General features: G+C 65.0%; 27 protein-coding genes. 8 read left to right on the top strand and 19 right to left on the bottom strand.

The window, feature by feature from the left end:
• Positions 1–31 precede the first annotated feature (31 nt).
• From HZF03_RS21465 to HZF03_RS21435, 7 genes are all read right to left on the bottom strand, one after another.
• Positions 32–991, bottom strand: coding sequence for an IS110 family RNA-guided transposase (locus HZF03_RS21465; RefSeq protein WP_119018982.1), 960 nt, complete (start codon positions 989–991; stop codon positions 32–34).
• Positions 992–1,770: 779 nt separating this feature from the next.
• A complete protein-coding gene (locus tag HZF03_RS21460) occupies positions 1,771–1,989 on the bottom strand; it encodes a hypothetical protein (RefSeq protein ID WP_011159827.1) in 219 nt (72 codons plus the stop codon).
• A 468-nt stretch (positions 1,990–2,457) separates the two neighbouring features.
• Positions 2,458–2,658 carry a light-harvesting protein gene (locus tag HZF03_RS21455; protein WP_011159826.1) on the bottom strand — a complete coding sequence of 67 codons (201 nt, stop codon included), beginning with the start codon at positions 2,656–2,658 and terminating at the stop codon, positions 2,458–2,460.
• 12 nt (positions 2,659–2,670) lie between these two features.
• On the bottom strand, positions 2,671–2,826 hold the full coding sequence (gene pufB / locus HZF03_RS21450; RefSeq protein WP_011157052.1) for a light-harvesting antenna LH1, beta subunit: 156 nt from the start codon (positions 2,824–2,826) through the stop codon (positions 2,671–2,673).
• Between the two features lie 335 nt (positions 2,827–3,161).
• Positions 3,162–3,611: a phosphate-starvation-inducible protein PsiE gene (locus HZF03_RS21445; protein WP_119018981.1), complete on the bottom strand. Its 450-nt coding sequence runs from the start codon at positions 3,609–3,611 to the stop codon at positions 3,162–3,164.
• Between the two features lie 132 nt (positions 3,612–3,743).
• Positions 3,744–4,301, bottom strand: coding sequence for a cyclin-dependent kinase inhibitor 3 family protein (locus tag HZF03_RS21440; RefSeq protein ID WP_119018980.1), 558 nt, complete (start codon positions 4,299–4,301; stop codon positions 3,744–3,746).
• Positions 4,301–5,128, bottom strand: coding sequence for a type III effector HopAG1 (locus tag HZF03_RS21435; RefSeq protein ID WP_234832272.1), 828 nt, complete (start codon positions 5,126–5,128; stop codon positions 4,301–4,303). Before HZF03_RS21435 ends, HZF03_RS21440 begins: the two co-directional genes overlap by 1 nt.
• An 82-nt stretch (positions 5,129–5,210) precedes the next feature.
• On the opposite strand from HZF03_RS21435, the gene HZF03_RS21430 reads away from it, so the two are divergent.
• Positions 5,211–5,843, top strand: coding sequence for a class I SAM-dependent methyltransferase (locus tag HZF03_RS21430; protein WP_119018979.1), 633 nt, complete (start codon positions 5,211–5,213; stop codon positions 5,841–5,843).
• Between the two features lie 241 nt (positions 5,844–6,084).
• Here HZF03_RS21430 and HZF03_RS21425 read toward each other — a convergent pair whose 3' ends face one another.
• From HZF03_RS21425 to HZF03_RS21415, 3 genes are all read right to left on the bottom strand, one after another.
• Entirely contained in the window at positions 6,085–6,888 is an 804-nt protein-coding gene (locus HZF03_RS21425) for a DODA-type extradiol aromatic ring-opening family dioxygenase (RefSeq protein WP_119018978.1), read from the bottom strand.
• 42 nt (positions 6,889–6,930) lie between these two features.
• Complete coding sequence (locus tag HZF03_RS21420) at positions 6,931–7,521, bottom strand: malonic semialdehyde reductase (protein WP_119018977.1); 591 nt, start codon at positions 7,519–7,521, stop codon at positions 6,931–6,933.
• Positions 7,522–7,593: 72 nt separating this feature from the next.
• A complete protein-coding gene (locus tag HZF03_RS21415) occupies positions 7,594–8,235 on the bottom strand; it encodes a YceI family protein (RefSeq protein WP_119018976.1) in 642 nt (213 codons plus the stop codon).
• 95 nt (positions 8,236–8,330) lie between these two features.
• Between HZF03_RS21415 and HZF03_RS21410 the strand changes: the two genes are divergently transcribed.
• Positions 8,331–9,233 carry a LysR family transcriptional regulator gene (locus HZF03_RS21410; RefSeq protein ID WP_234832271.1) on the top strand — a complete coding sequence of 301 codons (903 nt, stop codon included), beginning with the start codon at positions 8,331–8,333 and terminating at the stop codon, positions 9,231–9,233.
• Between the two features lie 12 nt (positions 9,234–9,245).
• On the opposite strand, the gene HZF03_RS21405 is transcribed toward HZF03_RS21410, so the two are convergent.
• The gene (locus tag HZF03_RS21405) at positions 9,246–9,719 is read right to left on the bottom strand and encodes a BLUF domain-containing protein (protein ID WP_104512901.1); all 474 of its coding nucleotides are present in this window, start codon (positions 9,717–9,719) and stop codon (positions 9,246–9,248) included.
• 189 nt (positions 9,720–9,908) lie between these two features.
• Positions 9,909–11,087 carry a TadE/TadG family type IV pilus assembly protein gene (locus tag HZF03_RS21400; protein WP_119018975.1) on the bottom strand — a complete coding sequence of 393 codons (1,179 nt, stop codon included), beginning with the start codon at positions 11,085–11,087 and terminating at the stop codon, positions 9,909–9,911.
• 517 nt (positions 11,088–11,604) lie between these two features.
• Here HZF03_RS21400 and HZF03_RS21395 point away from each other — a divergent pair.
• Positions 11,605–12,603, top strand: coding sequence for an AraC family transcriptional regulator (locus tag HZF03_RS21395; protein WP_119018974.1), 999 nt, complete (start codon positions 11,605–11,607; stop codon positions 12,601–12,603).
• Positions 12,604–12,618: 15 nt separating this feature from the next.
• Here the strand turns inward: HZF03_RS21395 and HZF03_RS21390 are convergent, their stop codons facing one another.
• From HZF03_RS21390 to HZF03_RS21375, 4 genes are all read right to left on the bottom strand, one after another.
• Positions 12,619–12,879, bottom strand: coding sequence for a hypothetical protein (locus tag HZF03_RS21390; RefSeq protein WP_234832270.1), 261 nt, complete (start codon positions 12,877–12,879; stop codon positions 12,619–12,621).
• A 495-nt stretch (positions 12,880–13,374) separates the two neighbouring features.
• Positions 13,375–13,800 (bottom strand): hypothetical protein, encoded by a 426-nt coding sequence (locus HZF03_RS24405; RefSeq protein ID WP_119018972.1) that lies wholly within the window; start codon positions 13,798–13,800, stop codon positions 13,375–13,377.
• Positions 13,801–14,005: 205 nt separating this feature from the next.
• Entirely contained in the window at positions 14,006–14,554 is a 549-nt protein-coding gene (locus HZF03_RS21380; protein WP_234906864.1) for a DNA alkylation repair protein, read from the bottom strand.
• 790 nt (positions 14,555–15,344) lie between these two features.
• Positions 15,345–15,584 carry a hypothetical protein gene (locus tag HZF03_RS21375; RefSeq protein ID WP_119018970.1) on the bottom strand — a complete coding sequence of 80 codons (240 nt, stop codon included), beginning with the start codon at positions 15,582–15,584 and terminating at the stop codon, positions 15,345–15,347.
• A gap of 353 nt (positions 15,585–15,937) precedes the next feature.
• Between HZF03_RS21375 and HZF03_RS21370 the strand changes: the two genes are divergently transcribed.
• Positions 15,938–16,891, top strand: a complete 954-nt coding sequence (locus HZF03_RS21370; RefSeq protein ID WP_119018969.1) for a hypothetical protein — start codon at positions 15,938–15,940, stop codon at positions 16,889–16,891.
• Between the two features lie 586 nt (positions 16,892–17,477).
• On the top strand, positions 17,478–17,855 hold the full coding sequence (locus HZF03_RS21365; RefSeq protein ID WP_119018968.1) for a hypothetical protein: 378 nt from the start codon (positions 17,478–17,480) through the stop codon (positions 17,853–17,855).
• A gap of 257 nt (positions 17,856–18,112) precedes the next feature.
• On the opposite strand, the gene HZF03_RS21360 is transcribed toward HZF03_RS21365, so the two are convergent.
• Entirely contained in the window at positions 18,113–18,829 is a 717-nt protein-coding gene (locus tag HZF03_RS21360; protein ID WP_012497495.1) for a DUF1013 domain-containing protein, read from the bottom strand.
• Between the two features lie 259 nt (positions 18,830–19,088).
• Between HZF03_RS21360 and ispH the strand changes: the two genes are divergently transcribed.
• The 3 genes from ispH to rnhA all read left to right on the top strand — a co-directional run bounded on the left by ispH (position 19,089) and on the right by rnhA (position 21,600).
• Positions 19,089–20,051: a 4-hydroxy-3-methylbut-2-enyl diphosphate reductase gene (gene ispH, locus HZF03_RS21355; RefSeq protein WP_011159806.1), complete on the top strand. Its 963-nt coding sequence runs from the start codon at positions 19,089–19,091 to the stop codon at positions 20,049–20,051.
• 101 nt (positions 20,052–20,152) lie between these two features.
• On the top strand, positions 20,153–21,136 hold the full coding sequence (locus tag HZF03_RS21350; protein ID WP_012497493.1) for a homoserine kinase: 984 nt from the start codon (positions 20,153–20,155) through the stop codon (positions 21,134–21,136).
• The gene (rnhA, locus tag HZF03_RS21345) at positions 21,133–21,600 is read left to right on the top strand and encodes a ribonuclease HI (protein ID WP_011159804.1); all 468 of its coding nucleotides are present in this window, start codon (positions 21,133–21,135) and stop codon (positions 21,598–21,600) included. The genes HZF03_RS21350 and rnhA overlap by 4 nt, the downstream gene beginning before the upstream one ends.
• 150 nt (positions 21,601–21,750) lie before the next feature.
• Here the strand turns inward: rnhA and HZF03_RS21340 are convergent, their stop codons facing one another.
• The gene (locus HZF03_RS21340) at positions 21,751–22,236 is read right to left on the bottom strand and encodes a peroxiredoxin (RefSeq protein WP_119018967.1); all 486 of its coding nucleotides are present in this window, start codon (positions 22,234–22,236) and stop codon (positions 21,751–21,753) included.
• A 242-nt stretch (positions 22,237–22,478) separates the two neighbouring features.
• Positions 22,479–24,170, bottom strand: coding sequence for a long-chain fatty acid--CoA ligase (locus tag HZF03_RS21335; protein WP_119018966.1), 1,692 nt, complete (start codon positions 24,168–24,170; stop codon positions 22,479–22,481).
• Between the last annotated feature and the right edge of the window lie 120 nt (positions 24,171–24,290).

Here is a 24,290-nt window from a genome sequence, read left to right as displayed (position 1 = left end):
CGCGCATCAGCGCGTGAACCCGGCGACTGTCTCATGTGTCAAGCGTCTTGCCTTGATATGGCGTGTCGGCTTTGACGAGTGCGTTGGCTGTGACGAGCAGTTTTCGGGCGATTGCGATGAGCGCGACCTTTCCGGGTTTTCCTTGCAGGCGAAGGGCGTTGTAGTCGTCGCGGAGCTTGGGGTGGTGGCGGGCGGCGACCAGGGCGGCCATGTAGAGGGCGGCGCGAACGCAAGGACGCCCGCCGGCGATGGCGGCGCGAGGTGGCGCTGCGCCGGATTGGCTGACGTGGGGCGCGAGCCCTGCGAGGCTGGCGATGGCCTTGCGATCGCGCTGGCCGAGTTCGGGTAGGTCGGTAATGAGGAGCGTAGCCACCCGTTCGCCGATGCCGGGGATCGATTTGAGGATGTGAAGGACGCGGCGGAGTTCGGCGTCGTCGCCGATGCGCTTGGCGAGTTCGGCCTCGATGGCTTGGCACTGGGCCGACAACGCGGTGATCGCGGCCCGATGACTATCGAGCAGGAGCGTGCCACGGACCTGCTTCATCCGGGTCTTCTCTATCGCGATTATCTCGGTGAGCTGGCGGCGTCGGAGCGACAACGCTTTAAGCTCGAGTTGGGTGTCGGTGGGCAGGGGGCGCAGGGTCTCGGGCATGATCAGAGCGAAGCGCGCAATCAGCCGCGCGTCCAGCCTGTCGGTCTTGGCGCGACCGCCTTCGGCCTCGCGGAACGCCTTGATCCGGCGCGGATTGACGATACCGACTTCGAATCCGGCGACCGAAAGCGCTTTGACAAGCGGTTCGGCATAGGGGCCGATCGCCTCCAGAACCACCCGCCTGACGCCGGAGCGTTCGAGGCGGGCGATGATCTCGGCGATGCCCTCGGCCAGATTAGGCATCCGGAAGGTCTGGCCCGACGGAGCCAGCGCGACATCGAGGAAACGTTGGCCGGCATCGACGCCGGCCGCAACCGCAAGCGGCACTGCAATCGTCATGGGATCGGTCCTGTATGCGGGCGATCACCGCAACGGCAATGCCCGTGCGACTGTTCGATCAAGCAACACCGACAGAGGCGCCCGCACCGGGTTACGGCGAGATGATCGGCCGGGAATCTACCGAGCAGCCTCCGTCGCGCTGACTATGCACCAGCACCTCGCAGATACAGGAATCTCGACGTCGCATGGCGCGGCGCCGGCCGCGCACCTCGCTGCTTCTTCCTTCGCTACAACCGCGAGGTTCCGGGTCTGCGTGCTGACGCACGCATCCCGGAATGACGGTGTGTGGTGAGGGACGCGCGTTGCGTTCGGCGGCTGAACGACCCCCGCTGAGTCATTCCGGGCGCTTGCGTCAGCGAGCGAACCCGGAATCTCGACGTCGCATGGCGTGGCGCCGCCGCGCACCTTGCTGCTTCTTCCTTCGCTACAACCGCGAGATTCCGGGTCTGCGTGCTGATGCACGCATCCCGGAATGACGGTGTGTGGTGAGGGACGCGCGTGGCATTCGGCGGCTGACCTATCCCCGCTGAGTCATTCCGGGGCACGCGCATCAGCGCGTGAACCCGGAATCTCGACGTCGCATGGAGTGGCGCCGCCGCGCACCTCGCTGCTTCTTCCTTCGCTACAATCTCTAGATTCCGGGTCTGCGCGCTTCGCACGCATCCCGGAATGACACGGCTTGATGAGGAACGCGCGGCGTTGTGCGTGCCATCGCGTTCCTCCGAATCAAAACGCGCCGCGAAGGCCGCGGCGCGTGGGGATGAAGCGTGACGATTGGATTATGGCGCGCCGATCGAGCCGGCGCGGACGGCGTCGTCGACCAGTTCGTGTGCGTCGGTGACGCCGCGGGCGGCGTTCTGCACGATGATTTGCGCCATCATCGCTTTGGTGGCCGGAGTGCGGTGCTCCGCCGCGATCTGCTCGACCGCGATATCGAGCACTTCGCGCAGCGTCGCGACGTATTCGGGATCGAACTTCGGCGGTTCGTTGGCAGTCATCGTCGTCTCCTTCAGTTACGGCAGGCACCATGTCGGGCCAATGCGGCCCAAGTGCGGAGCGGCGATGAAGTTGCAATGACGGGGACGATTTTTCCGCGATCCAAGGCGCTGTCATGAATCGCAAAAACCATTGCGGCACAATAACGAACGCAATTTGGCCCGAGCCTCGACTCGTTCCAATTTCGACCAAATCCAAGCCCGATGTCGCGGTGTGGTGACGCGGATTCGATCGGCAGTGCCGGAAGCGTGTGAATTCAACCGACGCGAGTCTTCGCGTTGTGCGTCATACGCGCAATCGGAGTGCGTGACTCGGCGAGGAGGCGCGCCTGTCGCGACATGCAGCGGTCATCAGCCTGTCGTCGCATCATGCTGCGGCCCTCAAGATGCCGCCAAATACAAAACACCCGCCGGGACCTCCGCACGAGAGGTCACGACGGGCGTCTTGTCAGCTTCGAAGAAGTAAGAAGCTTACTTCTTGGCGGCCGGAGCAGCCGGCGCCGGCGCAGCGGCCGGGGCGGCGACGGTGGCGCCGTTCCAGTACTTCGGGAACCAGGTGGTGTTGCTGAGAACAGCATAGTGCACCAGGATCGCGATGACGGTGACGCTGCCGAGCAGCAGCGGCAGGCCGACGCCCGGGTTCACAACGGTCCAAATACGACCTTGATTCATTGCATCTACTCCTTAGTGCAGCCAGGGCGAATAAACATACGCCAGGAAGTGAGCGACGATGGCGATCGCGCCGAAAATGCGCGTGCCGTCGATCACATGCTTGTGGAGCTCTTCCGATTCCGCGATCGTCAGACCGGTCGGCCAGACCTTGTTCGGATCGTCTGCCATTGTAAAAACCTCCTGAGAGACTTCGATCAATGCGTGCTGTTCGCACGCGTAAAGTGCCGCTAGCAGCGACCGGGTCGTCTGGTCCGTCTGACCAATTCGCGAGGCCCCCCTCAGGACTGTCGCGCGTCATCCGGACCATTCGCTTCCGGTTGAGACCTCCGTTTCGGTGCCGCTCCAACCTGGAGTGGCGGTGCCGATCACGGCGTTCTCTCGCGCAGTCACATTATCGTGACAGTGCCCCTTGTCAACTTGACATGACACTGACCCCTGTCCGGTTCATGCCGGACAGTGGCCATCGTACAGAACGGACAGACGGTGCCATCTTCCGCGGCCGGTCAGATCTGCTGGTCTTGCCCGGGATGAGCGGACTTGGCGTGCCCGTGATCGTGGTGGCTATGTCGGGGCGGGCGGTAGGAAATCACCGCGCAGGCGATCGCCAGAATCAGGATCGCGCCGCTCTCGTAGAGCAGATTCGCCGGCGGCTGGTCCTTGCCCTGCAGGATCAGCAGTCGCGAGATCGCCGTGATGGCGATGAACATCGGCAGCGTGATCGGGATCTTCTTGCTCTCATAGTACACCGCGACCATCGCGATCACTTCGACATAGATGAACATCAGCAGCAGCTCTTTCAGCGTGACGCGGACGTTCAGCACGGTCTCGTAGACTTCCTGCGCCATCGCCACCACGGCGAAGGTGCCGATCAGCAGCAGGAAGGCGTTCTCGATCAGTTGGAAGCCTTTGCGGATCAGCGGCATCGGCGGGGTGGGCGGCGGCAGGTCGTTCATTCGGCAGGATCCGGTTGCGGCGCGGCTTGCGCCTTGAAGCGGCGCATCTAGCGGATCGGGCGTGAAGCGTCTTTGACACGGTCACGCGCTGCGGAAAAACGCCGCTGCGGCGGATCGCGCCGCCGCTGCCAATCAAGGAATCGGTTGTGCCCGTTCGACCACCGCCTGCTGGGCGCTGGTCTCGATCGCGCCGCGGCCGCGGGCGGCGCGCACCTGCGCGATCGCGGTGGTCGGCGGCACGCCGAGTTCGACCAGCAGCCGCGCCGCGATCATGCCGGCGCGGCCGAGCCCGCCCTTGCAATGCACCAGGACGTCGTCACCGGCGCGCAGCCGCTGCCGGATCAGGCGGCCCTCGGTTGCCCAGCGACGTTCGAACTCCGCGGTCGGCGGGTGATAGTCCGGGATCGGCAGATGCAGCCACTGCATCGCGCGGCGCTCCACCTCAAGGCCGAGCTCCGGCACTTTCAGCAGCTCCAGTTCGCGCGGCTCGACCAGCGTGATCACCAGCCGTGCGCCCCAGGCCTGGATCGCGTTGAGGTCGGCGGCAAGATCGCGGGCCCAGCCGCCGGTCAGCGCCGAATGATCGTGCTTGCCGGGGCAGAAGGTGATGCCGATGCGGCCGTGGTCCGGCCCGGCGCGCACTTCGGCGATCTGCAGCGGATGGGTCTGGCTGGTGCGCAGCGGCGCCATCACTCCTCCATGGTGTCGAGCGCGCGGACGCGGGCAACCGCGGGCGCAGCGCCGCTCGCCGAAACGCGGCGGATCAGGTCGTCGCGCCGTGCCAAGAGTAGCGCAGTGAGCGTGCGGGCGTCGTCGGTGTCGCCGAGCACATCGCGGACCACCGCAGAGATTGCAGGCTCGGTCAGCCGTGCCACCTTGGCGACGGAAGCGGCGAGTGCGTGTCTTGCCATCGCGCCGAACACGCTGGCCGCCACCGCATTGGTGCGGGCGTCGCGCAGCGTGTCGAACTCGATCACCTCACTGCCGAAGTCGGTCTTGCGCGCGCCGCGGGCGCGATAGGCCAGCGCGCCGCCCTGGTCGATCCGCACCACGCCGCCGTCGCGGGTCACCAGCACGTTGTCGAGATCGACGCCGAGCACGTCCCTATTGGCGAGCCAGGCATCGACCGCGAAATCGCGGCACACCTCGGCGGCGACGCCGTTCTCCGGATAGGCCAGCGCTTCGCCGAGCGAGGCGCCGCGGACCATCCCGCTTGCGACCGCGAGGCTGCCGCTCCGCGTCACCAGCTCGACCTCGGCGACATTCGTGCCGGCGAGCCGATACAGCCGATTGGCCAGCACCTCGCTCCGCGCATGATCGTTGCTCGACGGCGTTTTGACGTACCAGGTGCGGCCGTGCGGGTCGGCGAACAGGCCGCCGGCATTGGAGCCAGCCTGGCCGCCGATCGCCGTCCAGCCGTCCGCATTCCGCAGGCCCGGCGCAGTATCGCTGTTGTCCGCCATCGACTCCCCGAGGTTGATCGCCCGCGCCGCGATTTGCGCGAAATCAAGCGACATCGCGTCGCCCGCCGATTAGCGTAGCGCCGCCGCTGGCCTGCGCAACATCGACCAAACGCTGACGAACCCGGGAGGCGAGGCGATGTCGTTCTCGAAGCTGTTGGACCTGCTGACCGGGCGCGACGCGCAGCGGACTGCCATCGATTGGGATGCCAAATACGGCACCGACACCCGCTCCACCGTCGAGCTGCACGGGCTCACCATCAGCCACGACAGCCGCCGCTTCGGCGAGCGCTATCAGGCCAGCGATCCATCGGCGCTCAGCGACGCGCTGGCGTTTGTCGGGCTCGATCCGCGTCTCTATCGCTTCGTCGACCTCGGCTGCGGCAAGGGCCGGATGCTGATCGTCGCCGCCGAGCTCGGCTTCAAATCCTGCATCGGCGTCGAATTCGCCGAGGAGCTGGCGCAGACCGCGAAGGCCAACGCCGCAGCGGCCGGCTTCGACACTATCTCGGTGGTGCACGGCGACGCCGGCGCTTACGCGTTCCAGGACGAGCCGTTCGTGCTGTATCTGTTCAACCCGTTCTCGCACCAGATCATGCAGCGAGTGCGCGACAATCTGCTCAAGCTGCGCCGCGCCGAGTACTACGTGATCTACAAGAACCCGCGCGAACGCCGGATCTTCGACGAGATGCCGACCCTGCGCTATCTCGGCACCCCGCCCGCGCACAAAGGCGTGTGGGGGGTGCATGTGTGGGGGGCAGGCGGCGGGTAGTTCGCCCTATCGACACTCCGGGTTCACGCGCCGACGCGCGTGCCCCGGAATGACTCGGTGGAGCCAAGCGTGCTCCTCTCCACCCGCCGTCATTCCGGGATGCGTGCGAAAGCACGCAGACCCGGAATCTCGCAGTTGTTACGAAGGAAGATGCCGCGAAGCGTGCGGCGGTCGCGTGAACGAGCACGTCGAGATTCCGGGTTCACGCGCTGATGCGTGCGCCCCGGAATGACTCGGTGCGTCACCCGAACGCGTAGCCCGAAATTCGCTTGTTGCCGATGGCGTCGTGGAACACGCGGCGGCCGGGGTCGGAGCCGGCGGCGCCAGCGGTGACCATCAGCGGGATCAGGTGTTCTTCGCGCGGGTGGCAGGCGCGGGCGCCGGGGGCGCTGGCCCAATGCGTCAGGCGCTGGTTACGGGTCGCGGCCTCGGGCGCGGTTGCGGCTTCGGTGAGCCAGTCGTCGAACGCGACCGACTCGGCCTCCTGACCGTCGAAGAAGGTCGAGAGGTTGTGGAAGCTGTTGCCGCTGCCGATGATCAGCACGTTGTCGTCGCGCAAGGGAGCCAGCGCGGCGCCGATCGCCAGATGCTGCACGGGATCGAGATCCTGCTGCAGCGACAGCATCACCACCGGAATCTGCGCCGCCGGATCGATGATCAGCATCGGCACGAACACGCCGTGGTCGAAGCCGCGCGCCGCATCGCTCGCGGTGGCGATGCCGGCCTCGCCGAGCAGCTCTTGCACCTGCCTCGCCAGCGCCGGATCGCCCGGCGCGGGATAGCTCAGCCGGTAGGTGTGTTCGGGAAAGCCGTAGTAATCGAACAGCATCGGCGGAGCGGCCGAGGTGCTGACGGTCGGCAGCGCGGCTTCCCAATGGCCGGATACGGCCAGGATCGCGCGCGGCCGCGCCGGCAGCGAGGCGAGCACGCCGGACAGATAGCTGCGCAGGCCGTCATAGGCGTGTGGGCCGAACCGCCGCGGCGGCTCCATCCAGAAACAGGGGCCGCCGCCGTGCGACAGGAAGATGGTGGGTTGACGGGGCATCGTCGCAATCTCCCTGATCTGAAATCGTGTTGAGCGGCCGCGTCACAGCACGCGGCAGGCGTCCTCGAAGGCGAGCCGCGGATTGCGCGGGAACAGCTTCTCGGCGTCGCCGTAGCCGATGTTGCACAGGAAGTTCGACTTCCAGCGGCCGTCGGGGAAGAACTCGGCGTCGAGCGCGGCGTGGTCGAAGCCGGACATCGGGCCGGCATCGAGCCCCAGCGCGCGCGCGGCCAGGATCATGTAGGCGCCCTGCAGCGCCGAGTTGCGCTTCGCCGTCTCGGTGATCAGCTCCGGCTTGCCGACGAAGCCGCTGCGCATGTCGCGGGCGGGAAACAGCTGCGGCAACAGGTCGTGAAATTCGGTGTCGTAGGCCACGATCACGCAGCACGGCGCCGCCTTCACCTTGTCGACATTGCCCGGCGCCACGCTCTTCAGCAGCCGCGCCTTGGCCTCGGCGCTGCGCACGAACACGAAGCGGCCCGGATTGCTGTTGGCTGCGGTCGGCGCCCATTTCAAAAGGTCGTACAGCGCGTGGATGGTGTCGTCGGTCACCGGCTTGGAGGTCCAGGCATTGTGGGTGCGGGCCTGGACGAACAGCTGGTCGAGGTGCGGATCGGGCAGCGTCGAGCTCATGGGGTGGGGTTCTTATCTGAGGCGAGGGGAGGCGCGCCCGCCGCCGGATGCGGCGAGCGCGGGAGGCGACGATCAGTTCTGCTTTTCGAAAGCGGCGCTGATTTCCAGGCCGACCTCGTCGCTGATCAGCGGCACATATTTCGTCACGCCGAAGTCGCTGCGCTTGATCGTGCCGGTGAGATCGAAGCCGACCGTCACCTTCTTGTTCAGCGGATTGACCCCGGCGCCGTGCAGGCGGGCGTCAAGCGTCACCTTCTTGGTGACGCCGTGCAGCGTCAACTCGCCGGTCACCTTGGCCTGGCGCGGGCCGGTGACGGTGACGTTCTGCGACTTGAACACGATCTCCGGATGCGCCTTGGCGTCGAGCCAGTCGGCGGCCTTCAGCTCCTCGGTCAGCTTGTCGACCGGGGTGTTCACCGAGGCGGTCGGCAGCTTGATGTCGAAGCTGCTCTTGGCCGGATTGGCGCCGTCGAGCTGCAGCGTGCCGGAGACCTCCCCGAACCGGCCGCGGAATTCCGAGAAGCCCATATGCGACACCACGAAGCCGACCTGGGTGTGGTCGGGGTCGATCGCGTAAGTGCCGCTCTCGACCTTCACCGGCTCGGTCTTCACCGCCTGGGCCTTGGCGGCCTTCGGCGCGGTCTCGGCGAACACGGCGGGCGCGGCCACCAGGGCGGCGGCCAGGATCGGAAACAGCAGGCGTCGTTGGATCATGTCGTCCTCCAGTTTGGCTCTCCCCCTGACTTAAGAGCGCCCGCCCGACTAAGAAAGAGATGAAGTTTTGCTGATCTTCATCTAAAATTTCGATGATGAATGACGGCCTCACCCTCGACCAGCTCCAGCTGCTGCTCACCGTGGCGGACGAAGGCAGCTTCTCCGGCGCCGCCCGCAAGCTGCGGCGGGCGCAGTCGGCCGTCACCTACGGGGTGCAGAAGCTGGAGCAGCAGATCGGCGTCGCGCTGTTCGATCGCTCCGGCTATCGGCCGGTGCTGACCGAGGCCGGCCGCGCGCTGCTGGCGCGGGCGCGGCGGATCGCCGAGGAGGCGGCGGCGTTCCGCGATCAGGCCCGCAGCCTCGCCGGTGGCCTGGAGCCGGAACTGACGCTGGTGCTGGACTCGATGTTTCCGATGCCGCGGATGGTCGATGCGCTGCGCGCCTTCACCGACGCGTTTCCCACCGTGCCGCCGCGGATCTTCGTGCAGTCGCTCGGCGCCTCGGCCGAACTGGTGCTGAACGGCACCTGCGTGATCGGGCTGGTGCCGGAGCCGTTCAGCGATCAGCCCGAGCTGAAGCGCTATCCGCTGTCCACCGTGCAGCTGTTGCCGGTGGTGGCGCAGGATCATCCGCTCGCCGCGATCGAGGGCGCGATCCCGACCGACGTGCTGCGCCGCTACGTGCAGCTCGTGCTCACCGACCGCTCGGCGCTGACCGAGGGGCGCGACTACGGCGTGCTGTCGACGCAGACCTGGCGGCTGGCCGATCTCGGCACCAAGCACGCGATGCTGCTGGCGGGGCTCGGCTGGGGCAGCATGCCGACCCATCTGGTGGCGGACGATGTCGAAGCCGGCCGGCTGAAGCTGATTCAGCCGCTCGAATTCGAAGACCACACCGCGCGGCTGGTGATGACCGCCGCGCACCTCGCCGGCCGCCCGCTCGGCCCCGCCGCCCAGTGGATGCTGAACTACCTCCGCGCCCAGAGCCCGCGCGAGTGAGGCGCCGCGCCCTCAGCTCTTGCCCGGCGCCGCGAACGTCCGGTCGGGCGACAGTTCGGCGTCGTAGGCCATTTCCATGACGATTTTGAACAGCCGGTCGCAGCGTTCGTCGGGGGCGAAGTGGGTGTCGTCCTTGATCCAGCCGAGCGCCTTCTCCCAGCTCGGGGAGCGGCCGATATAGGCCATGGTCCAGTTCGGGAATTCGCGGTCCGCGACCTCGGCGGCCGACATCACCTGGATTTTGTTGTGGCGCGGGTCGTGGCGGATCACCTCGAAGATCCGCTCCACGGTCTCGCGCGGGCCTTCCAGCACCTGGGCGAAGAAGCCGCAATTGAAGATCAGGGCGCCGGTCAGGCCGAGCGCGTCGTTGTTGCGGCGCGAGGTGGCGAGGATGCCTTCGATCTCACGGGTGACATGCGCGACATCGCCCTCGATCCGATTCTCGCTGACATACAGCAATCGATATAAATGCGCAGAATCACTCATCACCGCGCTGGTTTAGACGGAGCCAAGCCATCAGCCAATCCTCCCCACGCCATTGAGGAGGGCTGTGCTTTAAGCTTCCTTGCGCGGCGTCAAATCACCTCGGCGCTTCCTTCCCGCCATGCCGGCGCGCCAGCGCCTGAAAGCCCACTGGCTGAAAGCTCCCGGATGCTGCGGCTCTCGGCCGCCCGGCTATCGCGACAGCCGCGCGCCGGTCAGGGTGGCGGCGGGGGCGGAGGGGCTGGGTTGGATCGACCAGTTGGTCGCGTTCAGCGTCAGCGTGGCGAATACCATGGTCACCGAGTCGGCGACGACATTCGACACCGAGTTGATGGTGACGTCGCGGCTCGGCAAGTACATCATGCCGGTCCAGCTGCTGCCGGCAGTGCCGTTGATCGGCAGGTTGGTGCGGTTGAGCCCGTCCGGCTCGAACATCAGGATGTCCGCATAGCTGCCGCTGCTCGGCGCCGACAGCTTGGCGGTGACGTTGCCGTTGAAGGTGAGCGTGGCGTTCTGGTCGGCCAGATAGAACGTCACGCCGGTGCCGGACACGGTCCAGCCGGAGTTGAAGATCATCGCGCCGTTCTTGATCACGTACAGGCCCGGCCTGAGCGTGAGCGTTCCCGACCCGTTGAAATTGGTCGATCCGCAATAGGTGCCCGGCGACAGCGTGACGTTGCCGGCGCTGTAGGTCTGGTTGGTGAAGCTGCAGCCCGGTGCCGACACCGGCGGCAAGGCGCCGACGAACGGATTGGCGATCGCCGCGCAGCCGGTCGACGCCACCGGGTAAGGTCCGCCATTCTGCGTCGCGCTTCCCTTGATGCAGACCTTGCCGACGTCCAGCGTCGTGCCCGAATTGATCATGCCGGCGACGCCGGCTGTCGAGGCGACGTGGATCTCACAGGTTGGTCCGGTCAGTTTGGCGCCGGAATTGACCAGAAACGCCTGAGCGTCCGGCGAAGCCGTCAGCAGGATGCACACCTTGCGCTTCGATGTCGCAACCGCCGCCGACTGCGCCGCGATGGTCATCGTCTTGATGCCGAGCACGCCGAGAAACTGCGTCGGCACCGTCGAGTTCGCCGAGCCGCTGAGCTCGCCGCCGTTCACCGTGAAGCTCGCGGTCGCCGCCGACCAGCTCGGCTGGAAGTTCGCCGTGAAGGCCGCGTTCGCCCGCGCGATCTTCGCCGCGTCGGTCGGCTCCAGCACGCCGGCCAGCACCGCAGAGTCGAGTGCGGTCTGCATCTTCATCCGCTGATTGGACGCGATCGTGTAGTCCACCGCGCTGCCGACGGCGCCCAGCAGGGGAATAAGCGCGATGGCGAAGATCACTGCGACGTTGGCGGATCGGTCGCGAAGGAAGCGGGGTTTCATGATGGCGGAATTGTTCGTCGGTCGGTGCGGTTGCGGGGCGCATCTTGCTGAGTGGCGCTGACTGCGCGCGAGGCGCGTTGCAGTTAAGGTTCCGCCGGGATGACATTCAAGCGCCGATCAGGTAGTTCGGCGGCGGATGCGACGAATTGCGACTGTTAGTCCCGCGATGATTGAGATGGACTTGAAAACTGCACGCGTAGTTACGTTGACTCGATTGCTCGGATGTGAGCAATCGGCGCGTGTTTCTCTCACCCAGTGCCCCCGTTATCCAGTCGCCGCCCGCGACCGGAATCAGCGTCGCGGCAGGCGTCCGAATCATCCCGCCGTCGTGCTGCGGCGGAGACTGGTAGTCGGTAGCAAGCTGTTGGGCACGCTGGCCGCGATCCTTCCTCCCGCAATGAATCCTTCGTCCGATCGCTGCATCGGATGCGGCCTGATATGCGTCGCTCGGTCGCGGTTGAGGCGCTCCTGCGGAGCAGGAATGCGCTATATTCCCAGGATGGGTTTGGTTTGAGCGATGAAGATTGATCTACTCGGGGAGCCGCTCGATCGGTTTCCCATGGTGCGCGGTTCCAATCCGACCGATTTCGAATCCGCACTCAAGTCTGTGTTCGGCGATGCCTCGGTCGAGGTCTCGGATCGCGACGGCTTCAGGGCGCGGCTCAATTTCGTCCGGCTGAGCGATATCGAGATGGCCTATAGCTGGGCGACCGTGCCGTCGCGGCTGCGGCTGCCGCCGGACGATTTCGTCGGCCTGCAGCTCGCGCTGAGCGGCAGCGCCATCACCATGGTCGGAAATCGGCGGGTCGCCACCAATGCCCGGCAGTCGTGCATTTGTCCGCCCGGTCAGGGGCGCGACTATCAGTTCGATGCCGAGTTCGAACAGCTGTTTCTCGGCGTCCGGCTCAGTGCGCTGGAACGGACGCTCGCCGGGCTGCTTGGCGGCAAGCCGAATGCGCCGCTCGCATTCGAGCCGGTGGCCGACAACGACTATCCGCACTCGGAAAATCTGCGCCAGCTGACGCTGTTCTTCGGCGGCACGCTGAACGCCACCAAGGTGTCGTTGCCGTCGCAATATCTGGCCGAGCTCGAGCAGGCGACCGCGGTCGCCTTCCTGCACGCCTGTAAACACAATTTCAGCAGCTATCTCGGCGTCGCCGAGAAGGACGCCGCGTCGCGCCACGCCAAGCTGGTCGAGGAGTACATCGAGGCCAATTGGAACGAGTCGCTCACGATCGAGAAGCTGGTGGAGCTGACCGGCATGAGCGCCCGCACCGTGTTCAAGGCGTTTCAGCGCACCCGCGGCTATTCGCCGATGGCCTTTGCCAAGCGGGTTCGGATGGAGCGGGTGCGGCAGCTGCTGCTGGAGGCCGGCGGCGACGCCTCGGTCGGCGCCATCGCGGTGCAATGCGGCTTTCCGCATCTCGGTCATTTCGCCAAGGATTATCGCAAGACGTTCGGCGAGAATCCGTCAGATACGCTGGCAAGGGGACGCCGTTTCCGCGGCGTTCGATAGCCGCGCCGGAGCGCCTCAGCTCAGCATCGGCCACAGCCGATACGCCACCGCCACGGCGAGCACGATCGCGGCCCAGATCAGGGCGTGGTTCAGCCATTGGCTGGTGGTGGTCCCGCGCAGCATGCCGCGGCCGACGAACAGCGTCAGCGCCGACAGCATCGCGACGCCGACCACCGTCGAGGAGTCGAACAGCGCGCCGCCATAAGCGGTGTCGTTGACGATCGCCGCCACGCCGCCGGTGACCACGATCGCGATCAGAAGCCAGAAATACACCATGGCCGAAGTCTCGGCCGCACCCCGCAGCCCTGTCAATGCGGGGCAGCGCCGCGGGGCAGGGGCGCTCCGCACCTGCAGCGTCTCGCGACACGCCGTCCTCTCCCCGCGTCATTTCCGGGATGCGCGCCCCTGCGCGCAGGCCCGGAATCCATAACCACCGCCGTTTGTATTTTGCCGCAGCGATGCAACGCCGCGACCTCACCGCATCCCCCGTGAGTATGGATTCCGGGCTCGCGCTCCGCGCGCCCCGGAATGACGTGGAGAGAGGATTGCACGATCAGGATTCGGAGATGGGTCGAACTAAGCGAAACCGGCGTCTCCCCATATCGCGGCGCGCCCCCTCTCCCGCTTGCGGGAGAGGGCTGGGGTGAGGGCGATACGGGCAGTGAGTTGCGGCGGACAGGAGCACGTAGGGCAGGCTAGCCGAAGGCGTCACCCGTCGATATGCGGTGTCAATGAAGAGGGCCGATCACGCTGCGGTTATCCGTCCGACGGCTACGTTTGCTTCCCGTCAGACACTTCATGTCTTTTGAATATCGATTTAATGTTGTTCGTCCTGCCGTCTGGGCGCGGCACCGTCATCAGCATGAGAAGATGGTCATCCTTCATGCCGAGGTTGAGATAGAACTGCTTTCCTCCGTAGAAGCCTCGGATATTCGGACGCCAACTTCCCTTTCCAGCCACATAAGGCTTTCCTTCGAAGCTCTGTCGAACGACAGCCGACCAGCCGTTGTTCGCTTTGACAGTGAAATCGCTCCCGCTCTCTTCAATCACGATGCGGCAATCAGCACAGTGGCCAGCGTTTGAATCCACCTGGAGCCATTCACCCGGCAAAGATGTCAAAGAAGTCGGCTCGGCGCGAACTAGGCTGGAGCAAAAGGAAAGGGCTCCGAGGAGAAGGCAAAGAAGGGCGTGACGCATAATAACTCCGATCAAATCTTGACGCAGGGCACGATCATTCCGACAATCCGTTACGAAAGGCGTACGATCGGATCGTGCTACAAGATCGTTGCTCGGACAGTGCAGCGGATCGGAACTATTTGAGTCAAACTGTAATGGCATTGCCGCGCCGGCAAGGCGGCGGATGACGCTGCACTGATCCTGCCGTCCGCGCCCAAGGCGGGCTTTATGCAGCAGGGGATGTCAGGAGGCGCGTGGCCAGCTTGTGGACTTGTCGAACGCCCTGCTGGTCCAGAGTCCAGGTCGCGACTTCGCTGCGGATCAGATCGGGGTGCTTCTTGCTGATGTCGCGCAGGGCGTTGCCGACCGACTTGCGCAAGGACTCGCTGTCGTCGTTCCGCAGCGGCGACAGCAGCGCGACGGCGGCTTCGGGATGGGCGCGGAAGTAAGGCCGCGCCGTCCATATCCGCAGCCCCTCGGTCACGGCGCGCCTTGTGTTGGCGGAGGTCGCCGACAACCACTCCCGGATGGTCGGCAGCGCGGCCTCATAGCCGGTGTCCGCGCAGAACCGGTCGAACGCTTTGGCCAAAATCTCCTGCACGCGCCAATCGTCGTCCAAACTGACGCGCTGTTTCAGCACGGCGAGCGCATCGCCATCGCCAGCCGCGAGACGCCCGAGAATGAACGTTGCCACACAGCGGGCTTGATGGACCTCGGATCGCAACAGCTCCAGCGCGATCTCTTTCGCTCCTGCCGCATCGCCGGACGCGATCACCTCGTCGGCCGCCAGTTCGAGATCCTTGAACCCGTTCGCGGTGCGCCTGGCCCGTTCGATGATTGCCGTTGTGGTCCGCATCGTGGTCTCGGTTTGAGCTTCGCGGCACACTACCGCGATCGTGGCCGCCCTTCCATGTGCCCGAGCTTTGAATCGTTTGGTGCGATGTCGTGCAATATCTTGCAGCCGCCGAGCACGTAGGGCGGGTTAGCCGAAGGCGTAACCCGCCAATGCGCGACGCCAACGAAGACGGCGGATGACGCTGCGCTCATCCGCCCTGAGGACTGTCAATGCGGGGCAGCAACGGGGGGCGGGCGGTTCGCATGTCCAGAGCATCGCGAAACGACGTCCTCTCCCCGCGTCATTCCGGGATGCGCGCCACCGGCGCGCAGGCCCGGAATCCATAACCACCGTCGTTTGTATTCTGCCGCCGCGATGCAACGCCGCGCCCTCACAGCATCCCTCGTGAGTATGGATTCCGGGCTCGCGCTCCGCGCGCCCCGGAATGACGGGGAGAGAGGATTGTACACCGAGGCTAAGCAGGTCATTCCGGGGCGCTCGCGAGGCGAGCGAACCCGGAATCTCGGCGTTGTGGCAAGGATCGCCGCCGCGACGCGATCAGAGCGTAGGGCGAGTTAGCCGAAGGCGTAACCCGCCGATGTGCGGCGCCAATGAAGACGGCGAATTACGCTTCGCTAATCCGCCCTACGGGCTGGCCCTCGATAGGAGTTCCGAAAGATCGATAGAGACGCGGCAGATCGTAGGTGCTCACGTATCGTGCGGGACCGAGTTACTGCTGCGGCTGCCGGCAAGAATTGCGAATAGCCCTGACGTCGCCGACCAATTGGCCGAACGCGAACAGCGCGACACCGGGGATCGACAGCAGCACTGCGATCAGGAACAGCAGGATGGTGGCGCCGCCCGGAGCCATCTGCAATTCGCGGGACAAAGGCGCCTGCAGCCCGATGAAGAACGACAGCCAAACCAGGATGAGGTAGGCACCTGAAACGATCTTAAGAAATACCGCCATGCTCAAACTCCAAATCAATCGGTTCAGGCTGGCACGCGATGGAGCAGAGGTGCAACTCGACGTTGGGTTAAATGTCGGTCGAAAAAATCTCGCCGCCGTGTCGAGCGCAGCACGTAGGGCGGAAGGCGTACCCCGCCGATGCGCGACGCCAGTGAAGACGGCGGATTACGCTGCCGCTAATCCGCCCTACGGGCTTCATGCAGAGATCGTCGCAGGTCCCGGGTGTCGCTAAGCGCTTTCGGGCTACACTTGCTGTCGATCGATGTTGCGCGATGAATGTGGCAAGCTATCCTGGAAATTTGCGTGACCAATGCCGATTCAACTGATCTCGCATTCATTCAGGGGTATTCACCATGTTGTTTGCAGGAGACGCTAGTTTACTTTCCGAGATGATTTCGTATGAGCGAGGAGCGCTTGAATTTATCAGGACGAAACTTTTCGATCAAACGGAGGAAAGTCACGCAAAGTTGGTGATTGATCTCTCCAAGGAAAAGACCGTCGACGGACTGCGTCCTGTAACCGTCGCAGCATTTGGTTACGCCAGTATCAGTGCTGAGGCTGTGCGGTCCGCGCTTTCGCAATTTCGGCCTCTGGCGTTCGCGTCGACCTTCAAGATGCACGATTTGATTGTGGAATGGATACTGCGAGCGAACGGTTCGAAGGCGTGGGCGTTCAAAGAGAAAGTTATAGATTATGAAAAGATTGCAGGTCGAGGCGCTCTGAGCGAACCGTTCGCTCTTTCGGCGTGGACTACGGGTTCAAAAGCGTTCTGGGCGCTTTACAAAGTGCTTATGCCATTTCGCAACAAGGTGATCCATTCGGGTGCGTTTTCCGTCGATGACGATGCTCTCAGCATAGTGAGTAAGGAGCGGGCGCTGACCTTGAGCCATGCGGAGCAGGGAGCCTATGTCCGCGCGATCTGTCTCCTTGCAGATGCTATTCTGGATAATTGCTGCCTTAGCCGCCAAAATCTCCTAATCGTTGAAAATGACCTCCATGACCTGCGTGACATACATCAGGTTCCTGGAGTGAGTTTCCGGAGCTTGCGATTCGCTTCGGTTGAAGTGATTGCTCCCGCCTCGTACGACCCATGTCGTGGCTTGAGCGCTTGTTTGGATTTTGACGAAATTCGCGAGAGGGCGGAGTTCGTATTTCCGACGGACGGGGTTGTTATTTTTGACCTGACGCTGCGGGCACATGCTGAGGGGCGCGATGTCAGATGGAGTTTCCCGTTCTTCTCTGTTCCTTCCGGGCACAAACAAATATGGGAAGCTGATCCAGAATACGCGCCGTATCTAAGCACGTAGGCGAATTAACCGAAGCCTAACCCGCCGATGCGCGGGGGCAATGAAAACGGCGGATGACGCTGCGCTAATCGCCTACGGGCTAGGCGCTCCCGACTTGTCGTTTGACAACATTCCGCGCCCGGATTATATTCCTATTCATCCCGCCCCATCGAGGGGCGCGTTGCCGGGACGCTGGTCGTCGCGGGGCGGGGTGTGGCGCCTGCGGGTGTGGGGTGGACGTCGCCCTGGACCTCCGGGAGGCTGAGGGTCGCCGTCCGCCGCTACTACGAGCGGCCGCCGCGACAGAGGCTGGACGGGTACGGTAGAGGCCGGGGAAAGCCCGCAAGCTCGCCGTGTCCCGGAAGCACGGTCCTTCAGCCAAAAGTCGCCACGGTGGAGCGTCGAAAGACGTTTCCGCGGCGCTCGCGCTTCGGCGATCCGAGGCATGAGGCCGCGGGTACTACCAAAGGCGCGTCTTTCGGCGCTCCACCTCCCTCGGCCCGATGGCCGACCGGAGGCCCCCTGAACCCACCACTCACGCAAGGCTTTTGCGGGCAACGCCGCCGCATGCGCGCGCGCCCGCTGGTATCAGCATCAGGAGGGAGCGATGCCGACTTGGCCGACCGAACACCTCAGCTGGGATCACGCGCGGCTGGATACGCTCGAGCAGCAAGCCAGCGCCGAGCGGGCGCAGCTTCGGCTCGAAATCGACATGCTGGCGGCCCGCCGCGCGCTGCAGCGCGCGCTGGCAGATGAAGCGCAGGCGCACAAGCGCTGCCCAGTGAAGGACTGCCGCCGGGCGCGCGGCTGCCGCACGCCGATGCTCTGCGCCGTCGTGCCGATGGACCCGCCGACCGAGCCACAGTGGAAGATCATCGACACGCTGTACACCAACCTGCAGCGCCGCCGCCGCGATCAGGCGCTGGCGCGGCGGCAGCACGGCGAGCGGATGCGCGGTGGACGCAAGGCGGGGAGCGGGCGATGACGATGAGGAGGCCGCTTTGCGCTGATGCCGGCCGCGGAGCCGCAACGCGGCCGGTCCGTCATCCTCCGCGCAGGCGGAGGATCGAGTATTGCAGAGCGTCCGCGATCAGCAACGTGCGCTCTGGAATACTGGGTCGCCCGCCTGCGCGGGCGATGACGGTGAGGAGGGCGCTTCGCGCTGATGCCGGCCGCGGAGCCGCAACGCGTTCGATCCGTCATCCTCCGCCTGCGCGGGCGATGACCGTGAGGGTCGGCGGCTCAGAAGCCGCCTTCTTCGTCCTCGTCGTCGTGCTTCTTGCCACCGATGGTCTTGAGCTTGGCGAACACCGCGTCGACGTCGAGGTCTTCCTGGCTCTTGCCGGAGGTCGCCGCTTCGAACTCGGCTTCCTTGCGGGTGGTCTCGGAGGCCGGCAGCAGGGTGGCGCCGCCGTACTGCTGGTCGATCGGCTTTTCCTTGGCGGCGCGCTGCACCTCGAAGTCGAGGTCGAGCTGCGAGCACAGGCCGAGCGTCACCGGGTCCATCGGGGTCAGGGTCGCGGCGTTCCAGTGGGTGCGGTCGCGCACCGAAGCGATCGTGGTCTTGGTGGTGCCGACCAGGCGCATGATCTGCGCGTCCTTCAGCTCCGGATGGTTGCGCACCAGCCACAGGATCGCGCTCGGGCGCTCGTGGCGGCGCGACACCGGGGTGTAGCGCGGGCCCTTCTTCTTGGCGGCCTGCGGCAGCACCACCTTGCTCTCGGCCAGCTTCAGGCGGTAGTCCGGATCGCCTTCGCCCTTTTCGATCTCGTCGCGGGTGAGCTGGCCGGTCGAAATCGGGTCCATGCCCTTGATGCCCTGGGCGGCGTCGCCGTCGGCGATCGCCTTGACCTCCAAGACGTGCATCTTGGTGAAGTCGGCGACCTGATCGAACGTCAACGCCGTGTTGTCGAGCAGCCAGACGGCGGTGGCCTTCGGCATCAGCGGTGCGTTGCTCATGGCAAATCTCCTTTGTCCCTTGCCCCTCCGGATTCGTCCTGAGGCAAGGCGGGTCGTCGAGGATGACGGGAATTGCCGCTTATATATGCTGTCCGGGGCTTGCCGCGCAAGGAGCCTTGCTAAAGTGCAGGTGATCCGGCCTTGACAGTGCCGCAAACCCGGCCCAATTCCTACCCCGTTCGACCGCTGCGCAACGCCGTTGGCGTGCGCCCGTTTTCCGCCGGTTCTGCTCGGCGCCCAGGCCCCCGGATCGCTGCCAATGCTCGCCAAATCGCCGCTGAAAATCGTGTTGTGCTCGCCGCGCGGGTTCTGCGCCGGCGTGGTGCGGGCGATCGATACCGTCGAACGGGCGCTCGCGCTGTACGGCGCCCCGGTCTATGTCCGGCACGAGATCGTCCATAACAAATACGTGGTCGACAGCCTGCGCGCCAAGGGCGCGATCTTCGTCGAGGAGCTGGAAGAGATTCCGGACACCAAGGCGCCGGTGGTGTTCTCCGCCCACGGCGTGCCGAAATCGGTGCCGGAACACGCGCTGTCGCGGAATTTCTTCTCGATCGACGCCACCTGCCCGCTGGTCACCAAGGTGCACCGCGAGGCGGCGATCCATTTCAAGCGCGGCCGCGAGATCCTGCTGATCGGCCATTCCCACCACCCCGAAGTGGTCGGCACCCTCGGCCAGCTCCCGGCCGGCGCGGTGACGCTGATCGAGACCGCGGCCGATGCCGAGGCGTATCAGCCGAAGGACCCCAACAACCTCGCCTTCGTCACCCAGACCACGCTGTCGATCGACGACACCGCCGGCATCGTCACCGTGCTGCGCGAGCGCTTCCCGAACATCTCCGGGCCGCACAAGGAAGACATCTGCTACGCCACCACCAACCGCCAGGCGGCGGTGAAGAAGGTGGCGCCGGTGGTCGATGCCATGATCGTGGTCGGCGCGCCGAATTCGTCGAACTCGCAGCGGCTACGCGAAGTCGCCGAGCGCGAGGGCTGCAAGGTCGCGGTGCTGGTGCAGCGCGCCTCGGATCTCGACTGGAGCCAGTTCGAGGGCATCAAGGTGCTCGGCCTCACCGCCGGGGCCTCCGCCCCCGAGGTGATCGTCGAGGAGATCATGGGCGCCTTCGCCGAGCGGTTCGACCTGTCGGTCGAGACGGTGTCGGCGGCGGAAGAAAACGAGTTCTTCCCGGTGCCGCGGGTGCTGCGCCCCGACGCCGCGGAATAACCGCGGCAAGACCCGGGGGCCTCCCCCCGGGGTGCCCTTTCATCGCGCCCCGTCTTGGTCTAGGAAGCCGCCAGCTTTTTTCCTTCTGATCGGATCACGCCATGGCGGTCTATACCGACGTCGCCGCCGACGAGCTTGCGGATTTCCTGAGCCGCTACGACATCGGCGACTTGTTGTCCTACAAAGGCATCGCCGAAGGCGTCGAGAACTCCAACTTCCTGCTGCACACCTCGCGCGGCTATTTCATCCTGACGCTGTATGAAAAGCGCGTCGCCCGCGACGATCTGCCGTTCTTTTTGTCGCTGATGACGCATCTGGCGGACAGCGGCATCAATTGCCCGCAGCCGGTCGCCGATCGCGAAGGCCGTACGCTGGCGACGCTCGCCGGCCGTCCGGCGGCGATCATCAGCTTCCTCGACGGGGTGTGGCCGCGCAAACCGAGCGTGGTGCATTGCGCCGGCGTCGGCCAGGCGCTCGCCAAGATGCATCTGGCCGGCCGCGACTTTGCGATGAAGCGCGCGAACGCGCTGTCGGTCGCCGGCTGGCGGCCGCTGTTCGCCGCCGCCGAGGCGCGCGCCGACGAGGTGCAGCCGGGCCTGCGCGATTTTCTGGCCGCTGAACTGAGCTATCTGGAAAGCGGGGTGTGGCCGTCCGATCTGCCGCAGGGGCTGATCCACGCCGACCTGTTCCCGGACAACGTGTTCTTCATCGGCGACGACGTTTCGGGCATCATCGACTTCACCTTCGCCTGCAACGACCTACTCGCCTACGACGTGGCGATCTGCCTGAACGCCTGGTGCTTCGAGGCCGACCACGCCTTCAACGTCACCAAGGCGAGGGCGCTGCTCAGCGCCTACACGCGCGAGCGTCCGCTCGATGCCGCCGAGCAGGCCGCGCTGCCGCTGCTCGCCCGCGGCGCCGCGCTGCGCTTTCTGCTGACCCGGCTGGTCGACTGGCTCAACGTGCCGGAAGGCGCGCTGGTGAAGCCGAAGGACCCGATGGAGTACGTCCGCAAGCTGCGATTCCAGCAAAATGTCGCCGGGATTCGCGACTATGGTGTCGAGATCGCAGGGGCGGTGGCGTGAGCGAGGCCGACCAGAAGCCGGTGATCATCCACACCGACGGCGCCTGCTCCGGGAATCCCGGCCCCGGCGGCTGGGGCGCCATCCTCAAATTCGGCGACGTCGAAAAAGAGCTGAAGGGCGGGGAGCCCCACACCACCAACAATCGGATGGAGTTATTGGCGGCGATCTCGGCGCTCGAAGCGCTGACGCGGCCGTGTTCCGTCGATCTCTATACCGACAGCCAATATGTGAAGAACGGCATCGGCAGCTGGATTCACAATTGGAAGCGCAACGGCTGGAAGACCGCCGACAAGAAGCCGGTGAAGAACGTCGATCTTTGGCAGCGCCTCGACGCCGCGCTGAAGACCCACAGCATCCGCTGGCACTGGGTCAAAGGCCACGCCGGCCACGCCGAAAACGAGCGCGCCGATCAATTGGCGCGGGATGGCCTCACTGAGAACCGGATGAAGTCGCGGGTGAAGTAATCGCTTCACCGTCGTCGTCACCCGCGCATGCGGGTGATCCAGTATCCCAGAGAGCCTGTTAGTTCAGCACGAACGCCCTGGAATACGAGATCGCCCGGACAAGCCGGGCGATGACGTTGGTCGTTGGGGCGAAGGGCGCCCGCTATCAGTTCACAACTGCCCGAGCAGCGTGTCGCCGCCGGAGACTTCGACCTTGCCGGGATTCGGCTCGAGGTTGAGGGTCTTCACCACGCCGTCTTCGACCACCATCGAATAGCGCAGCGAGCGGGTGCCGAGGCCGAAGCCCGAGCCGTCCATTTCCATGCCAATCGCCTTGGTGAAGTCGGCATTGCCGTCGCCGAGGAAGATCGCTTCGTTGCGCTGGTCGGTGTCGCGCTTCCAGGCGCTCATCACGAAGGCGTCGTTGACCGAGACGATCACGATGGTGTCGACGCCCTTGTCCTTCATCGCATAGGCGTTGAGGAAGATGCTCGGCAGATGCATCTTGTGGCAGGTTCCCGTGTAAGCGCCCGGAACGGCGAACAGCGCCACCTTCTTGCCCTTGAAGATATCGTCGGTGGTCTTCACCTGCACACCGTCTTCGGTCATTACCCGAAACTGCGCGTCGGGCAGGCGGTCGCCAACCTTGATCGTCATCGGTATCTCTCCCTGTTGTGCGGATGATTTCTAGCCCGCGGGTATGACAGTGACAATATTGCGGGATCGGGCAGGTGTTTGTGCGGGTCGGCGGCGGCGCGCTCAACGTGTCACGCCGTCATTCCGGGGCGCGCGTAGCGCGAACCCGGAATCTGACACGGGCACAGTAACTGCGAGATTCCGGGTTCGCGGCCGTTCGGCCGCGCCCCGGAATGACGTGGAGGGCAAGAGAAGGGCTGGCGTTACGCCGCCGCCTGGTTGCTCTTCTTCTCGTCGCGCAGTTCGCGGCGCAGGATCTTGCCGACATTGGTCTTCGGCAGCGTGGTGCGGAATTCGATCTGCCGCGGCACTTTGTAGTTGGTCAGTTCGTGGTGGCAGAACTTGATGATGTCCTCGGCGGTGACATCCGGGTCCTTCTTCACCACGAACGCCTTGACGGCTTCGCCGGTGCGCGAGTCGGGGACGCCGATCACCGCGCATTCCAGCACGCCGGGATGGCTGGCGACCACTTCCTCGACCTCGTTCGGATAGACGTTGAAGCCGGAGACCAGGATCATATCCTTTTTGCGGTCGACGATCTTGGTGAAGCCGTCGGGCGACATCACGCCGATATCGCCGGTGCGGAAGAAGCCATCGGCTGTCATCACCAGCGCGGTCTCGTCGGGACGATTCCAGTAGCCCGACATCACCTGTGGACCCTTGGCGCAGATCTCGCCCGCGGTGCCGAACGGCACTTCCTTGCCCTCTTCATCGCGGATCGAGAGCTCGGTCGACGGCATCGGAAGTCCGATAGTGCCGTTGAATTCGGTGACGGTCGCGGGGTTACAGGTCAGCACCGGCGCGGTCTCGGACAGGCCGTAGCCTTCGGCGATCGGGCAGCCGGTCATCTTCAGCCAGGCTTCAGCGACCGGACGTTGCACTGCCATGCCGCCGCCGTTGGAGATCTTCAGCTTGGAGAAGTCGACCTTGTCGAAGCCCGGCGCGTGGAGCAGGCCGTTGTACAGCGTGTTGACGGCCGGGAAGCTGTTGACCTGATACTTCATCAGTTCCTTGATGAAGCCCGGGATGTCGCGCGGGTTCGGGATCAGCAGGTTGACGCCGCCGGCGCGCATCCCGAGCAGGTAGCACGCGGTCAGCGCGAAGATGTGGTACAGCGGCAGCGCGCAGACGATGAACAGCTGGTCGACATGCGGCGGCTTGGCGAGCGCCGGCTGCAGCCAGGCGTCGTTCTGCAGCACGTTCGCCACCACGTTGCGGTGCAGCAGCGTCGCGCCCTTGGAGACGCCAGTGGTGCCGCCGGTGTATTGCAGGAAGGCGACGCTCTCGGGACCGATCGCCGGCTTGGTGAACTTCTGGCCGCGGCCGGCCGAGACCGCGTCGTTGAACGAGACCGCACCGGGAAGCGAAAACGCCGGCACCATCTTTTTCACTTTGCGGACCACCAGATTGACGATCACGCCCTTGAAGCCGAGCATGTCGCCCATCGCACCGACGATGATGTGCTTGACCGGGGTGCGGGCGATCACCTGCTCGACGGTGTGGGCGAAGTTCTCCAGCACGATGATGGCTTCGGCGCCGGAATCCTTAAGCTGGTGCTCGAGCTCGCGCGGCGTGTACAGCGGGTTGACGTTGACCACCGCGAAGCCGGCGCGCAACACCGCGGCGATCGCCACCGGATACTGCAGCACGTTCGGCATCATCAGCGCGACGCGCGCGCCCTGCTGAAGACCCTTGCCCTGCAGGTAGGCGCCCAGCGCGACCGACATCTCGTCGAGCTCGCGATAGGTGATCGCCTTATCCATGCAGATGAAGGCCTTGCGGTCGCCGTACTTACGGAAGCTTTCCTCGAACAGGTCGACCAGCGAGGGATACTGCGTCACGTCGATGTCGGCCGGGACTCCCGGCGGGTATTGCTTGAGCCAGATCCGCTCCATGGTGTGTTCCTCGTGTCGCCTGCCCGAAGCGCATCGCTCCGTGCGTTATGATTGTTGCATATCGGTCGGGCACGGCGAATTCGCCGAAAGACGCCGCAGGTTGTTTGCTGCGCTGCGAAA

Origin of the sequence: Rhodopseudomonas palustris (assembly GCF_013415845.1) — a bacterium.
GTDB classification, from domain to species: domain Bacteria; phylum Pseudomonadota; class Alphaproteobacteria; order Rhizobiales; family Xanthobacteraceae; genus Rhodopseudomonas; species Rhodopseudomonas palustris_F.
This window is presented reverse-complemented; position numbering and strand designations above follow the sequence as displayed.